Below are 16,419 nucleotides of genomic sequence, written 5' to 3'. Positions count from 1 at the left end.
TGACTTTTTAAGTTAACGTTAACTTGTCAAGTTTTTTCACCTTCATTTATATCCTTTAATTTTTTTATGTCTACAAATATTCTTTTAAATCATAAATGAATTCTTTTTCTATATCTGATAAATTATAATTATCTGGGCTAAAATGTTTTAACTGATAAAGGGATTCATCGATATTATTATCTAGCTCTATCAATTTTCCTATTTTCAAGGAAATTGGAATAGGTATTCCGTATTCATCCAGAGGAACAACGTAAGGTTTGCTAAAATAGGATTCAACTAAATTCGCATAAACTGAGTAATCACAACCTTTTAAACCATTCTTTTCAAATACATGATTCACAATCTTATCTAAGGCTGAAAGGTATCTGGGAAATTGAAAGTTTATCCAATATTTTTGTATGTCAAAGGCAAGTTCAATTGCTTTATTTCTTTCAACGATATCACTATCTTTTTTAACAAACTTGGAGAGGTATTGTTTTAAGTTCTTAGACTCCCTATATTCCATTAATCTATAGTGTAATTGAAGGCCTGAACTTACACCATAAATCCTAGCGTTGCTATCCACAAAGTAATCCCAAATGATTATACAGACTTCCTTTAATTGGCTATTTGAAGGAATGTTGCTCCAAGATAGATGTTTATGTAAAAAATGTAAGTTATTTTGTATATAAACAGCTAAATTTAATTGTCTGTCTAGTTCTATAAAGGAGTTTTTTTGAAGTACCTCTTTTGGTAGGAAGCTTTGTTCAAGATATTTGGAAATTTTCTTTTTTGAATTTTCCTTTAAATCTTCTTCGTTCAGGTTTATTAATAGTTCTTTTGATACCTCATCATTCTGAGAAAATGCAGGAAAATCTACCAATGGTAATTCTTCTGGTGGTGGTTCATGAAATAAATAAATGTTACCTATAAAATGTGCAAACATTCTGCCTGAACGACCACAAATATTATTAAATGTGAAATAGTCAAATTTTGACCTAGCTATTTTATTGTCATATATGATTACATTTTTGGCTTTAGTATTGACCCCTTCTATAATCGTTGAAGTACATATTAAAAAATTTAATTTCTCATTATTAAATAAACTAATTGTCTTTTGCGCAATAGAGCGAGGTATTTTTCCATGATGAATACCTATACCTTTCCTTATACAATTAGGAAGAATCCAATCACCATGATAATTTTCTTCTAGCCAACCCGCTAAATCTTCATTTTTGTCTTCTCCATTATGTATATGTTCAATTAAATGGCTTGCCAGTTTATTAGCACTTCTAGGAGACCTACAAAATATCAATGTAGGTTCTGATAGGGTTTGAACTAGTTCAGTAATTACTTGTTCTTGATTTTTTTTCCTAGGAACTTTTATTCTATGAGTCTCAGAGATTACTGTTTTAAAGTCTGTTTTAATGAATTTAAAACTTACATTATTTAATAGTTTAGTAGATATTTCTTGAATATTTGGACCTAATAAATAAAACTGAGCATCCTGTTTGACAAGTAGATAAAATACTTGATTTAGAATTTGAGTTCTTTCAATATCTGTTTTTTTAGGGTTTAGTTTGTAAAATTCATCAATAATGAAGAAATCAATCTTAACCCTGTCTATAATATCTAAAGCTCGTTCTTGAGTTAATACAAGTACATTTTTCTCGGATAAAGCTTGGCTAGGGTGGGTGATAATTTTATATTCATCTTTGAATTTACTCAGCCTCTTCCTGGTCTCGTCAATTAGAGCTATTGTTGGAACTATGACTGCAATATTGATATGTCTCTTAGATGCAATTATAGCATCAATGATGAGACTTTTTCCAAAGCTCGTAGGAGCACTTAAAACAATGTTTTCCCCCTGTAATAGATTATAATATATTTCAGCTTGTGCATGATGAAATACCATTTCCTCACCCAAACCTTCTGGTTTATGGAACTCATATGCAATGTTTCCCTCCAGTGATAAATCTTCTTGATTTAAGTACGGATATAAACCAATCTTACGAACAAATTCATTAATAATATCTTGGTATTCGAGGAAACATTCCTTTTTAGATAGTAAGCGTAAAACCATTTCTTGACCTATAGACCTGTCATTATCAATGAGGGTCGAAATGGACTTTACAACTGTCCACTTATCTATATCGTCCTTAAATTCTCCGGTTAATAATTCTCTTAATTTATTTGCACTTATAGACTCTGCCATACCTTTAATTTTTCTTCCAATTTGGTTACTAAAGCTTTCTTAGTATTTAATGGCAACAAGAACAGATGGACTGTTAGAGGAAAGTCACCTATTTTATTACTGAAGTTATTATGAAGCCTTTCTAATTCGGATTTAATTTCATCAACGTAGTCATCGGTAAATTTCTCATGTTTCTCAATTATCTTAGAATCATAAGTTAGTAAAACTGGTATAACAATACTATCAAATACATCATCCAAGGAGGTCTTGGGGTCAAGAAGATTTTTAAGCCTTTCAGCATGTTTCCAAGAATTATCTATTTTATTGGAAATTGCTATAAACTCATTTTTTAAATATTTTGACTCACTATGTTCTTCAAGTTCCGTTATAACGTCTGAAATGGCGTTGTATATATTCTGATAGAATTTTACTTCTCCTAACCAAAGCTCTAAGTCATCATTGTTCACCACCACATGTACAGCATCAAAACCTTTTACAGTTTCATTAGGTCCATCTTTATAATAAATTTTACTAATCGCTGGTATGGTATCCTTAGTTTCCCGAATAATAGAATGCAAAAGTAATTCACCAAACTCACCTCTATTCCGAAATTTTTCAGTCTGATAGACAGCAGAAGCAGCCTTCCTTATTTTTCCAACTACATTTAAACTTGTGAAATTTTCAAGTTCTGTTTGATTTAAAGCGAATTCAGGTAAAAATTCAAAAATATAATCTACCAATTGGTCTGCTCTCCAACATTTATTTTCATAACCCGCACAGATTCCAAGTAGATTAGGGGAAGAAACATCGTTATGAACAATTACCTTAAAAAACTTACTCATAGCTACACATTTTATTTATCAAAACTTGACAACTTAACGTCAACTTTTTTCTGTGATTTTTCACTGACCTCTTTAAGTCTAAAAATTCTTAATGCCTCTGAAACTAATTTGTCAGTTCTGTTCTTGATGTTTTTTTCTTTCCAGGTATCTATATCCTTAATAGCTTCATTAATCCATAAGCCGTTTTTAAAACCGATATATTTTCCTTCCTTATTTTTCTTATTCTGTTTAATATCAAGTGGAGAATTACTTAATCTAGAATTGTAGCCAGTTAGGGTTAGATTCCCTAATTTATGTACCTGATTCCTTCTTATTTGGTCTGCCTCAGTTTTATCTCCATCGGCAACCATTTTTATCCAGTGCTGAGGTATATTTTCTCCCTGAGGGAATATATGCTCAATAGTCCAAACAAATTTCTTCTTATCTCTTGCGTAGAAGTTGGTATATAATTCTTTGGTTTCTTTTTTATCTAATTCAATTGAGGAAAGGATATATCGTGTTGCTCCAACATTCTCTTCATAAATGTTACCTTTTAATTTCTCTTCAAAGAATTCATCTGTAGCAGGTTTGCCTTTATCAAGAATAATTGACTCTATTTTCTCATAATCATATTCATCAAGATTATTTACCTCCTTTAAAATATCCATAAAGTGATTGGTTAAATCTCTTGTAGGTGGAGTATCAGTAACATTTCTTCTTATGAAATATTTACATAGTAATTTAATTAGCTGAATCTTTTCCTTCTCAGAAATTTTATAGTTTTTTTCCACATGAAGTAGTAGCATATATCCATCAGCTCCATTTACATTTTCTAAGTCCCTCAGAGCTCTAATAAGCTCAAAAGAATGTTCGTCAGAGTTGTAGACTATATTTTTATTGTAGATTTCGGATGCTTCTTCTAATCTATCAAATATAATGTGAACATCTTTATTTATTAATGATTCATAAATGGTAATAAGATTAGAACGTAATGCTTTAGGTATTTTAGGCACTTCTATAACTTTTTCAAGTTTAAATGCATTATAGAACTGCCTTAAAAATCTTTCCTGGACTTTATATTCTTCAGTTAGATTTTGAATTATATCATTCCATCTATTATAGTTAGCATCAAGACTTGTTTCATCTTCAAATTTTTCTAAATGCCCAAGCAACTTATTTTTAATAATATCTATAGCAGAAAGTGGAACTCCTCGATTATTTAGAGTCTCAAATAATGTGAAAGCATCAGCATGAGTAGCAACATCTATTTTTACTATAGTCGCGCTATTAAGCTTATTTAAGAATACCAAGGCGCTTTTAAAGTCATATAGTGGTTCATCATTTTCATCTACCTCGGAAAGTCTATCATAAAAATAGTTGAAGGTCTTTTTTATTCTTCTATTCCCTAAGTTTTTAGGCTTCTTAAAGTGTTTTATTTCAGAAATGTTATCGGCAAAAATCCAACTATAATCTTCAAAATTATGGTTAGAATAAGAGGGTAATAATCTTGGTTTTTTCTTGTCCTTGATTATAATTCTATTCCTGAGGCTAAATAATTTTAATTTATTATCCAGTTCTTTTTCTTCATCTTCAGTTGGGACTAGCGTATTTTGAAGGAACTTATAGATAGCCAAGTATAATAGACTTATCGTTGTCATTCTTTGCTGACCATCTACAAGTTCTAAATTTGCTGGTTTGTGCGAATCTGTTTCAGTATTTATACAGATAATAGACCCTAAAAAATGACCTCCTTTACTTTCCAGGATATCATCAAATAAAGCTTCCCAATTCCATTTACTCCAAACATATTCTCTTTGATATTTTGGAATGTAGTAAGTGACGTTATTATCACCACTGAATAGTTCTGACAAGGGTTTATTATCAGTGTTTTGTATCATTTTCGGTAAGTTTTGGTTAGGTTAATATTTTAGCAGCCTTCTTTATACCTTAGACAGCCTCCATTTCTTCTTCAAATTTTAAATCAGGTAAGCTATTTACTATATCTACTGTTTGCACACTTACGTTTATAACGCTTAGGATTAAATCTAGAATGTATTTGGGATTTTCAACCTCCTTTGACCAGTCATTTGGGTCATTCTTTATCCCACTTTTCTTGTCTGTTTTAACCTGGTATCTATCCATTATCCATTCAATGGCGCTCTTACCATTTACAATATACTCATAAGCTCTGGTAGGGATATTCTCAATAGTAATACGGCTATTATAAATAATCTTATTTTTCTCTGTTTTCTTTGGAAACTTTAATTTTTGAACCCTATAAAAGTCATAACCATCTCCCTTATTATTTTGTAGATGGTTAATTTCAACTTCTTCAAATGGAGCAACTTCTTCATAATTAATATGTAAGTCCGCTAGAGTTCTACCAGCTTTACTAAATTTCCAAAAGTCTCTTGGCTCATCTACTAATGGGATTCTTGGAAGCATTTTCTTTAAATCATTACTGAAAGAGCTGCGGTAATCATCTGAATGTAAAATACCATATACATAATAGAAAATATCTTCTTTTTGAACATTTTTACCGTACATTTTTCTAGCTCTATCAAAAATAAAGTCACTTACGCCATCCCGCTTTATATATTCTTCCTTTCCTATTTCATCAAAAAGGTTTGGATTGTTTTTCTCAGTTTTTTCATAAAAATGTAACGGGAATGCTTGACCATTAGATATAAGTTGTAAATCTGGAATTTTATCAGTAATAAGAATGGAAAATCCTTTATTCCCTCCAATACCACTGACAACTATTACCTTGTTTTTTGCTGTTTTAGTTGGGAATAGTTTTGTTTGCTGATAAGGCCTTTGGATGAAATTTTTATCGAAATACAAATTTAATTTCGTAAAAGGTCGATACAATCCTATTTGGCAGTTATTTAAATTAAATTGAATTTCTTTTCCTGAAGCACAAGTCTTTCTTAAAGATTCATTCCAACTAATTTTCGTAGAATCATTAGAACAGAATTTCTTGAAATCTAAGCTAGAGGATTTAGATTTTTTAATCTCAAATTCAGCCCGTTGCTTATTGTAAAATGCAATAGTTACTACCATATTCTTTCGGAGATTTTTAATGGATGAATTGTAAACCCAAGCATCTCTAGCTGACGCGATTCCTAAAGAATATGTAGTGAAATAACTATTACATTTTATGTCGAATTTTTTATCCGGTTGAATAGGGATGAATGAACTGAATATGTCGCTTCTCTGGTTTAACCAATCCCCAAATTCGTTAGGAAACACTCTTTTCCATTTCATTTGAGAGTGGCCTAGTGATTCTAATTCTTTTATTTTCAATAATTTTTCATCTCTACTTAAATAATCTCCAATATCTCTGTAAAAAATTTCTCCAATCTCCTTAGTATAATTAGGGTTCTTTACTAAAAAAGTTATTGAAATTGGAGTTCTTGAACCTGAGCCAAAAATTTTACCCCCTTCCTTTCTGGATAGCTCACCGCTAGTTCTCTGATTACCTCTGAGATTAAAAACATATATACTCGAAAATTCTTTTTGTAAAACCTTTCTAACCCCATCCATTCCACTTCCTTCAAGCCAACCATTATTACAAACAAAAGCAATAATGCCTCCATTTTCCTTATCTAATCTATCACTACTCCATCTGAAAGCCTTAACGTAAGAATCATAAACAGCGTTGCTATTATTCGCTGTGGATTCTCTTACGTATGTTTCTGAGATTCTTTTGTCTAAATGTTCGTAAGATTGGTTTTGAGCATTATCGTTTGAAGATTTTTGCCCCTTTGAGTATGGGGGGTTTCCCATTATCACTCGTATTGGGGCTTTTTTCTGAGCTTCTACTCTTTCAGAATTTTTTGGAAACATTTCAGAAAATAACTTTTCTCCTGTTTCAGATTCTCCTAATTGGAAAGTATCAGTAAGTACAATACCTTCAAAGGTTTCGTAGTCTTCCTCCTTTCCTAATAAATCATGATAAGCATTTTCAATGTTAACAGCGGCAATATAGTAAGCTAGTAATACTATTTCATTTGCATGCAATTCTTTGGTATATTTTCTAGCCAAATCTTCCTTACGAATGAGTCCACTTTGTAGTAGGCGAGTCATAAATGTTCCTGTACCTGTAAAGGGGTCAAGTATATGAACATTTTCATCCGAAATTCCTCGACCAAATTCTTTTTGAAGGATATCATTTACAGAATGTATAATAAAATCAACTACTTCAACAGGAGTATAAACAATGCCCAATTGTTCCACCATTTTAGGGAAAGCTGTTTTAAAGAACTTATCGTACAACTCTATAATTATACGTTGTTTCCCTTCAGCATTATCTATTCCTTCAGCTCTCCTACGGACTGAGTCATAGAATTTTTCCAGTACTTCTGTATCTTTTTCAATAGCCTGTTTCTCTAATAAGTCGAGCATTGTCTGCATCGATACAGAAATGGGGTTACTCTTAACAAAAGAATATCCTTCAAACAAAGCTTCAAAAACTGGTTTTGTGATAATATGCTGAGATAGCATATCAACTGCCTGTTGTTGTGTAATTGCAGGATTAATATTCTTTTGTAGACCTTTTAAAAACTGTTCAAATGATTTTTTATGTTCTCCATCTTCCTCTATTAGCCTGTTGATTCTTTCTACCTGTTTCTCTGCAATTTCAGCTACACTACTGGCCCATTGTTCCCAGTACCTTCTATCTCCAACCTTTTTGACCATTCTAGCATACATTACACTTTGTAATTGCTCGAATTGTAAAGCCAATTGATTATCTAGTTTGCCATAGGATTCACCAGATTCTCCAGCAGGATTAGTTCCCTCTTCTCCCTCTACATAACCAGGAGGAGTTGGTCTACCAATTAATATCTGCTTAGGTTTTTTCTTATTAAGGTCAATTTTATTGATAGTAGCATTAAACCTATCATCATGAGCTCTTAAGGCATTAAGTACGCTCCATACCACTTTAAAACGTTCATTATCATCCAGAGCTTCTGAAGCTTCCACATTGGAAGGAACAACTACAGGAATAATAATATATCCATAGTTTTTTCCTTTAGCTCTTCTCATAACTCTTCCTACGGATTGTACTACATCAACTTGAGAATTTCTGGCAGATAAAAACATTACCGCATCAAGAGAAGGAACATCTACTCCTTCACTTAGACACCTTACATTTGTTAATATTCTGGATTCATTAGTATCAGCAGAGGTAGATTTTAGCCAACCCAATAACTCATCCCTTTCAGGAGCCGACATACTCCCATCTATATGTTTTGAAGAAACTGTTACCAAATTCTCTCTTTTTGTAAGAGGTATGGAATCTAAATACTGTTCTGAAACATCATTAAATGTTCGTGTTATCTTGCGAGAGACATTTATATTTTGACAGAATGCTACAGACCTTTTCATCGGATTAGGGTCACTGGATTTTATTAATCCTTCGTCACCTAATACTTGTTTAGAAAGAGCATTGATACAGCCTATTAATTTTGAAGCATCATCAGAATTGATTTCCTGGTCTGAATTTGCAACCATAGCTTGAATTGCGGGTGGTACATCAGCATCACTTAGCGTAAGTATTAGTACTTTATAATCTGATAATAAATCATTTTGAACGGCTTCACCAAAACCAATTCTATAGATTTCTTCCCCATATAAAGAGGTGTCATCCATAGAACAAATAACAGCATCATTTTGAGCAGCTTTAGACTTTGAATCGTCACTATATAGCCTAGGAGTGGCAGTCATATAAAGCCTTTTCTTTCCTTTTAAGAAGTCATTGTCATGAACTTTTATGAAATGGGAAGAATCTTCTACTGTTAATGCAGTTCCAGTGGTACGATGGGCTTCATCACAGATAATTAAATCAAACTCAGCATCGATTTTATGCTGTTGCTTTAATTCTTTTTGAGCTGCTGCTATTACATCTATAGACTGATATGTAGAGAATACCACAGTCATTCCTTTTTTATTAACAGCTTTTACTCCTTTGAACTGCTTTACAATTATTGGGACATTTGTAGAAGCAGGTAAAGCCAAGTCAACTACACTCATAATTGTTGAATCGTCAGCCTTAGAATGTTTCTTGGTAATCCTAGAATCTGAGCAAATACAAATAGGATTTATAGGATACTCGGAATTTGCGGACCATTCACTTAAAGTTTGTCCGAGTAAAGCAATAGAAGGTACTAAGAATAAAATTAACCCTTCACCCTTAGTTTCATTTTCAGCAATTTTTAAAGAGGTGAAAGTTTTACCAGTACCACAAGCCATTATTAATTTCCCTCTGTCATTTTCTTTAAAATGCTCATGAGTTTTTTCTAAAGCTTGAGTTTGATGTGTTCTAAGTGTGTGCTTATCTTTTCGCGCTAAGTCTCCAGATATCCCATTTTCTAGTTTACCCCAATCTACGGGAGCTTCGTTTAGTTCATTGAGATTTATACGGGTAAGAGGAGGATTCTGATTTTTAATTGTTTCCTCTGCATTTACACCCCATTTATTGGTTGTAGAAATCCATAACCTATTAGAAAACTCAGTAGTCTGAAAACTTTCATTTTTAAAACTTCTGCTAGAGGTAGAAAGAAAAGAATCTACAGCATTTTTGTCAATCGTAGAACTTTCCTGATAGCATTTACACTGAATAGCCCAATAGTCATCCTCAAATGTTAATCCTACTAAATCTATACCTGTATCCTTTCCTCCAAAATCCTTTCTTCCTGGGAATTCATTCCATAACCAAACATATTTGAATTGGTTAGAATATTTTGGGTCTGTTTGTAAATAAGCCTGAATTAATCTTTCAAAGCGTTCACCTTTATCTCTTTCTGAGAATGAATATTTACGGTATTTATCTAGTACTTTCTGGAAGGACATATAAGTATCGGTTAAATTAGTGGGCAATTGCGGAGTAGGGATAGTGCAATTTAGGCCAGTACAATTTTAACATTACTTTTTGAATCCTGCAACTTAATAAGTAGAGGTGCTGTATAATTAATCAACATAAAGTTGACAAGTTTGTGTCATGTTTTTTTCAATAAAAGAACGATGAGTCTGAAAAATTTTTTAAAATTTTTTTGAGACCTTTTTTGAACGAAAGCATAGAATAATCTAGAATACCCACCCCCACCCAATTAAAATTTGGGTGTATCCCCACCTCGAAAGTGTTTCAGTGTGTTTTAATTTTTAATATATTACTTTAAAACCTAAATGCCCTGCGGGCTCAACCCCAACTCCTCTAGAACCTTGGGGAATATTCCTCATATAATCTTATAAATTGAAAAAACTATGGTTACAATTGTTGATTTTAAAACATTCGAGAATGAGGATGAAGAAAAATTCCACGTACTAATTGTTCAAGGTGGTTTAGAAGCTGTTAAAAGTAAGGAGACAGGTCAAACTTATTTCACAGCTAAAACAGCCCGTGTCTCTTGTACTTTTGATGAAAACACCTGTAAATCTTTAATAGGTACTGAGATACCAGGTACAATAAAAAAAGTAGAGGTGGAACCTTATGAAATGATTAATTCCCAGACTGGAGAAGTTACAATGTACTCCAAAAGGAATGTCTTTATTGGAGAAGATGATAATGAGCAAGAGGTTGAACAAAATGATGTCGTTGAAAATAATTTAGTAGCAGAGGAAGAAGTGATTTAAAAATCCACTAGCAAAATTTATTAGAGAGAGTTCTTAACAGGGCTCTCTTTTTTTATGTCTAATCGTTGCATTGATTCATTGTATTTGGATTGGTGACAACTTCTAATCAAAAATAAATATGAAACTACAACAGGCTCAAAGAAGCCAAGTAAAATTAAGAATAGGGCTTAGTGGTCCTAGTGGATATGGTAAAACTATGTCAGCTTTATTATTAGCCTATGGGATTACAAACAATTGGAATAAGATAGCTGTTATAGATACGGAAAATAATTCTGCAAGTCTTTACTCTCATTTAGGAGATTTTAATGTTCTCAATCTGGAGGAACCATATTCACCTGAAAGATATATTAAAGCCATTCAAACTTGTGAAGATGCTAATATGGAAGTCATAATAGTAGATTCCATAAGTCACGAATGGAATGGAAAGGGTGGCTGCCTTGAAATGCATGAAAAGTTAGGTGGAAGATTTCAGGATTGGGCTAAAGTAACTCCCTTACATAATCAATTCATTGATGCTCTGGTACAATCTAAAAGCCACATTATTGTTTCAACGAGACGAAAAGTTGATTACTCTCTTGATAAGGATATGAATGGTAAGACACGGGTAATGAAGCTAGGAACTAAAGAGATTCAGAGGGAAGGGCTAGAATATGAGTTGACTGTAAACTTTGAATTTATCAATGATAATCACTTAGTAAAAGCTTCTAAAGACCGAACAGGCTTATTTATGGATAAACCTGAGTTTGTAATTAATCCAGCTACAGGTAAAAAGCTGAAGAATTGGTGCAGTGAAGGTGTGTCCTTAGAAAAGGTCAAAAAAGAGATTGCTCAATGCCACCACTTAAATGGATTGAAACATATCTATGAGAAATATCCTGCTCTATCTAAGGAGATTTACCCACTAATAATGGAGCGTAAAGGTGTGATTGAAAACACAAATGCACAGGTAATTGAAGAAAATAAAGTTGAACAACCAAAATCTACAGAAAATGGAATTAATCGCAAATAACCATCTACAAAAAAATATAGTGGATGAAAATGAGGTGGTAACCAGCTCAAATAGAAGCTTCATTGAGGCAAATACTAAAGATGTGACTCTAGAACATTTACAAAAGGATTGCATCATTCCAGTTTTTGCTAAGGATAATGAGAGTACAATTAGTCATTATCAGTTTGTACAAAAGACCAGGGAAATAGCTCAGGATTTATTTCCTGAATTTGAAATTGCTGTACCTAATATTAGAACGTCTCACTTAATTAAAGGTAGAATACCTTCTGCCATAGGTAAACCTGCAAAGGAGCTGAAAGAGCATGAGAAAACACTCTATTATGAGAGATGTGCTTTTGTAATGGAAATCCCTGCTGTAGTAGAGAATATAAATGGTAATAATCTAGCCTTGACTATAGGAGGTGTAAGAGCTTACAATCAGGAGAATCTTTTTAGTAAGAAAAGTCCAGAGAAGTTTAAGGTTTTTATAGGTTTCAAAAATATGGTGTGTACTAACCTTTGTATTAGTACAGATGGATTAGCAGACCAGATTAAAGTTACCAATACAGACCAACTCTCTTATGCTGTAGAAGGTTTGTTACAGCAATACGACAGGGAGCATCATTTAGGATTGATGGAGAGAATGAGTAGGCATTATCTTACTGAGAAACAGTTTGCTCATTTTGTTGGTAAACTTAGAATGTTCCAGTTCATGGATAAATCTGAACAGAAAAGGTTATTTCCTGTGGCTTTAAATGATGGGCAGATAAATACTGTAGTAAAGAACTATTATACCTGTCCTAATTTTAAGCGGAGTGATGACGGTTCAATCAACCTCTGGAGGTTATACAATCTTTTTACCGAAGCTAATAAGAGCTCTTACATTGATAACAATTTTGAGCGAAATGTAAATGCATACGAGTTAACAAATAATCTTGCTAATTCACTGCAAAACAATTCTGAGAACTGGTTCTTGCATAATTAATTATATAGCTGTTTTGAGTAAAATGAATGAAGAACAGTTAGCAGAAATATTGAAATATAGCTCGCCTAATACTTTGTATATAGTTACTTGGAATAATTTATTAAAGCTACTTTTTTGTCCATTTGAAGTGGTGGTTAGACACCCGATTGGGGATTTGAATGAAGGAGAAAAAGTATTAGTAGAGGCAGTAAAAGTCACTGCTGAAATCAAGACTGTATTTATTGTAAAAGGGCGGGCTTATTTTTATTATCACTTTGAAATTGTCTAAATCTAAAAAAGCTATAAAATAGCAAGGAGTTCAGCTGTATTTTGGATAATCAAGCTTTTGAGATGGTCTCTCCTATATCAAAAAACCACTGAAAATGAAATCATGATTATATTTGCCAGCGTAGAATTATCTGCGTTGGTAAATTTATCATTATGAAATCAATTGAGAAATTAGAGAAAATTAAATCCATTCTTGAAGAAAGTTTTTTTCAAGAACATTTAGATTCATTTTGGGGAGATTACCAATTGATGTATCGTTGTCCAAATCGAAATTGGGATGGTAGAGATTCATTTACCTATCCCATTCAATATCACTCCAAAATTGAAATAGAATCTAGAAAACTTTCGGAAGGTATTATTTATGATATTAAATATCAATTTAAATCTTTAGAAAAGGAATTTTTATCTGATTCTGTGAGTTTGGATGAATCTTCAAAAAGCAGACTTATTCAATTATTGAAAAACATATCAAAAGAAATTGAATTAGAATCTATTAGTTCTAAAATTCCAAATCATTATCGAGATTTAATTATTAAGGAATTTACTAATTCTAAGGATAATTTTATCGACAGGTTGAATAGGTATGATTACCCTAGTTTAAGTGAAAATGGTATTTATTACAGGAAATTGGGTACAAAAAAGGGTAAAAAAGCTTTTGGTAAATTCTATCAAGAACTACTTAACAATAATTTTATTCCAAATAATATTACTGAAAAAGAGTTAGCAGATTTATTTTCTAATAAAAAACTTACAAAAAGGATTGTATGGGGTGGTTCACCAGAAGAAGCTAATCATTTTTTCAAAATCCTTGATTCTAAAGACTTCATTGAAATTACTTCCTTATGGCTAACTGTAGGTGAGCATTTTGATATCAAGAAAAAGAGAGGTGGCTACTATCACCCTACAAAAATGAGAGGTCTGCCATATTTTCAAAAGGTAGAAGATAGAGTGAGAATACGTGAGATTAATACAGTAATAGAGACTCTTAACGTATGACAAATAAATATCTGCATCTTTCTGCAATTTAATTTCCATAAAATTTTATTTTACTGAATAACAGTGTTTTAGTTCAGTAGTTTTCTGCAGCTATCTTCTTGTGTCATAGGGCTTCATTTTCCCTTCATCTTTGAAAAAAATTTAAAGATAATGTTAAAAAAAATGAGTAAAGTACCCTTTATCCTCGAAGAAGGGGATGGAACAAAGAAAATCTCACAAGGGGATTTAATTGCATATCTTGAACAATTAGGTTTTAGCTATGTAAGGTTTAATGGCGAATCAAAGCTGGTCCTTAGCAGAAACAACATTCTACAGTTAACTTCTAAAGATGTGATTATCCAAAGTATTAGGACATTACTGCTAAGTAATGAGTTATACGAGGAATTTAGATTATTCGCAAGAAATTTTACAAATCATATTTCTGATGCAAAATTGAGACTGCTTGGACATTCCAATCCTATTGATGATAGGGATGCGTACAATTCTTCAAGATTATTCTTTCGAAATAATTTCACAATTACTACTAAGGAAAATGTGAATGTCAATGGTTATGAGGATTTACCTGGCGTAATTTGGCAGGATAGAATAATTGACCGAAACTTTGCCATACCTAAAAAAGATGAGCCAGGTCAATTTGAAATATTCTGTAAAAACATAACTGGTAATAATAAAGATAGATTTAAATGCCTACAAACTTTTCTAGGATATCTTCTTCACCGGAATAAAGAAAGAGGTGAAAATAAGGCTATAATCCTGTATGATGAAAATATGGGGATTGGAGATATGGCAAATGGAAGGACAGGTAAGACTATGCTTGGGAGGGCATTAGAAAACTGTAGGAATTTGATTTATTATGATGGTAAAACAACAAATTTTAATGGGAATTTTATATATCAGAGACTTACTGAAACCACCGATATAGTCTACTATGACGACCTTCCTAGAAATACAGATTTTGATACATTTTATTCTTATTTAACTACGGGAATTCAAGTTGAAAAAAAGTTTAAGCAAGCCTTTTATATCAAAAATGAAAAGGCACCTAAACTTCTAATATCCTCAAATCATTATGTAAAAGGAGATGGAGGTGATTCGGATAGAGCAAGAAGATATGAATTTGAAATCTGTAATTATTACAATAAAGATTTTACTCCTGAAAAAGAATTTGGGAATCGTTTCTTTGGAAATGAATGGTCAAATAGTGAATGGGATAGATTTTATTTTTTTATGATGAAGTGTATTCAGGTGTATTTGAATGAAGGATTGTTGGAGCCAGAGCCAATTAATTTAAAAACCAGTAAAATTCAGTGCTTAACCAATAGGGAGTTTTCAGATTTTGCAGAAGTTTATTTCGAACGGAATAAAAAGCTTGATAAAAGAGAGCTATATAAATCCTTCAAAATTCTATTCCCTAAGATGAAAGATGTAGCCCCACACAAGTTTACTAAGTGGTGTAAAATATATTCGAATCACAAAGGGTTGGTCTTTAAAGATAAACCATCTGGTGGACAATCTTTCTGTTGGTTTAACACAAAATCAAGGGGAAATGAATAGAGAAGGTATAGTATATAGGGTGATAAATAAGTTGACAAATGAGACTTATATAGGGATAACCTTTAAAAATTTAATATCCAGGAAAAGAGACCACCTGCAAAAAGCTAAAAAAAAATCAGGTGGGTTTTTTCAAAATGCCATAAATACTTATGGTGAGGATGCTTTTAAGTGGGAGCAAATTGATACAGCTACATGTTGTAATGAATTAGCGGAGAAAGAAAAAAAGTATATTTTAGAATATAATGCTTTGAATAAAGGATATAATTCTGATTCTGGCGGTGGAATTAAAAAAAATGTTTATCAATATGATATAGAGACCAGAGAATTATTACAAGATTTTGTTTGCTTAAAAGATGCGGGAAATGCTGTAAGTGCTACTAAACAAGATATATCCAGAGCTTGTTTAAGTGCTAATGGTGTTTTAAGAGGGTATTTATGGAGCTATCAAAAAAATAGTGAATTTATTCCGCTTGGTGACCGTAGAAAGAAAAAAGTAGTGCAATTAGACTTAAGCCTAAATTTTGTAAGCGAATTTATTTCAGTCTCACAAGCTGCTAAAAAAACTGGATTAAGTAAAACTAGTATTTCTCGAGTTTGTCGGGGAGAAAGAGAATCCTCTGGAGGTTATATTTGGAGATATATTTAATGAATGGTTGTCTTTTTTTATAAATTAGCACGTAAAGAAGAAATTAAAATTTATTTGAAAGGCATACTTTTCGGATACCCATTAAAGGTAACCCATTGGAAATGACTGTTATTACTACTATAACCCTCCTTGGTTCGAGCCCAAGAGGAGGAGCAAAATAGAAGAAACCAGTCTTGAAAAAGGCTGGTTTTTTTGTTTTTATCTCTTTGCTAATAAGGCTTTCCAGGGATATTAAGGATCAAGACCATTTTCTGGGTTTTTGAGTTTTTAAGCAAATAATTTTTCAAGTCGAAATAAGAAGAACTCGGTATTTCTTACTCCTCTTAATTGTGCTCTAAAGGCTTTTATTTTTGC

11 protein-coding genes and 1 pseudogene are annotated in these 16,419 nt (G+C 32.2%); 7 read left to right on the top strand and 5 right to left on the bottom strand.

From position 1 onward, the window contains the following. Nucleotides 1-70: 70 nt before the first annotated feature. The 4 genes from GUB10_RS13790 to GUB10_RS13775 are packed head-to-tail and all read right to left on the bottom strand — an operon-like array spanning nt 71 to nt 9,849. Nucleotides 71-2,194, bottom strand: coding sequence for a DEAD/DEAH box helicase (locus GUB10_RS13790; RefSeq protein ID WP_193712048.1), 2,124 nt, complete (start codon nt 2,192-2,194; stop codon nt 71-73). Then, nucleotides 2,179-3,015, bottom strand: coding sequence for a DUF1837 domain-containing protein (locus tag GUB10_RS13785; RefSeq protein ID WP_193712047.1), 837 nt, complete (start codon nt 3,013-3,015; stop codon nt 2,179-2,181). The genes GUB10_RS13790 and GUB10_RS13785 overlap by 16 nt, the downstream gene beginning before the upstream one ends. Nucleotides 3,016-3,026: 11 nt before the next feature. Beyond that, on the bottom strand, nt 3,027-4,892 hold the full coding sequence (locus GUB10_RS13780) for a DUF262 domain-containing protein (RefSeq protein ID WP_193712046.1): 1,866 nt from the start codon (nt 4,890-4,892) through the stop codon (nt 3,027-3,029). A 49-nt stretch (nt 4,893-4,941) separates the two neighbouring features. Next, nucleotides 4,942-9,849: a type ISP restriction/modification enzyme gene (locus tag GUB10_RS13775; protein ID WP_193712045.1), complete on the bottom strand. Its 4,908-nt coding sequence runs from the start codon at nt 9,847-9,849 to the stop codon at nt 4,942-4,944. 411 nt (nt 9,850-10,260) lie between these two features. Between GUB10_RS13775 and GUB10_RS13770 the strand changes: the two genes are divergently transcribed. The 7 genes from GUB10_RS13770 (at nt 10,261) to GUB10_RS13740 (ending at nt 16,065) form a co-directional block, all read left to right on the top strand. Then, the gene (locus GUB10_RS13770) at nt 10,261-10,629 is read left to right on the top strand and encodes a hypothetical protein (RefSeq protein ID WP_193712044.1); all 369 of its coding nucleotides are present in this window, start codon (nt 10,261-10,263) and stop codon (nt 10,627-10,629) included. A 118-nt stretch (nt 10,630-10,747) separates the two neighbouring features. Then, nucleotides 10,748-11,638 (top strand): AAA family ATPase, encoded by an 891-nt coding sequence (locus GUB10_RS13765; protein WP_193712043.1) that lies wholly within the window; start codon nt 10,748-10,750, stop codon nt 11,636-11,638. Then, nucleotides 11,619-12,602: a DUF3871 family protein gene (locus GUB10_RS13760; protein WP_193712042.1), complete on the top strand. Its 984-nt coding sequence runs from the start codon at nt 11,619-11,621 to the stop codon at nt 12,600-12,602. The genes GUB10_RS13765 and GUB10_RS13760 overlap by 20 nt, the downstream gene beginning before the upstream one ends. A 22-nt stretch (nt 12,603-12,624) precedes the next feature. Continuing rightward, nucleotides 12,625-12,870 carry a hypothetical protein gene (locus GUB10_RS13755; protein WP_193712041.1) on the top strand — a complete coding sequence of 82 codons (246 nt, stop codon included), beginning with the start codon at nt 12,625-12,627 and terminating at the stop codon, nt 12,868-12,870. A gap of 152 nt (nt 12,871-13,022) precedes the next feature. Next, nucleotides 13,023-13,865, top strand: coding sequence for a hypothetical protein (locus GUB10_RS13750; RefSeq protein WP_193712040.1), 843 nt, complete (start codon nt 13,023-13,025; stop codon nt 13,863-13,865). 162 nt (nt 13,866-14,027) lie between these two features. Continuing rightward, nucleotides 14,028-15,419, top strand: coding sequence for a primase-helicase family protein (locus GUB10_RS13745; RefSeq protein WP_193712039.1), 1,392 nt, complete (start codon nt 14,028-14,030; stop codon nt 15,417-15,419). Next, nucleotides 15,412-16,065 (top strand): NUMOD1 domain-containing DNA-binding protein, encoded by a 654-nt coding sequence (locus GUB10_RS13740; protein ID WP_193712038.1) that lies wholly within the window; start codon nt 15,412-15,414, stop codon nt 16,063-16,065. The genes GUB10_RS13745 and GUB10_RS13740 overlap by 8 nt, the downstream gene beginning before the upstream one ends. Nucleotides 16,066-16,332: 267 nt before the next feature. Here the strand turns inward: GUB10_RS13740 and GUB10_RS16180 are convergent. After that, nucleotides 16,333-16,419 (bottom strand): annotated as a pseudogene (locus tag GUB10_RS16180) (transposase); the annotation flags it as partial.

Source organism: Salegentibacter sp. BLCTC (assembly GCF_015143665.1).
GTDB lineage: Bacteria > Bacteroidota > Bacteroidia > Flavobacteriales > Flavobacteriaceae > Salegentibacter > Salegentibacter maritimus.
This window is presented reverse-complemented; position numbering and strand designations above follow the sequence as displayed.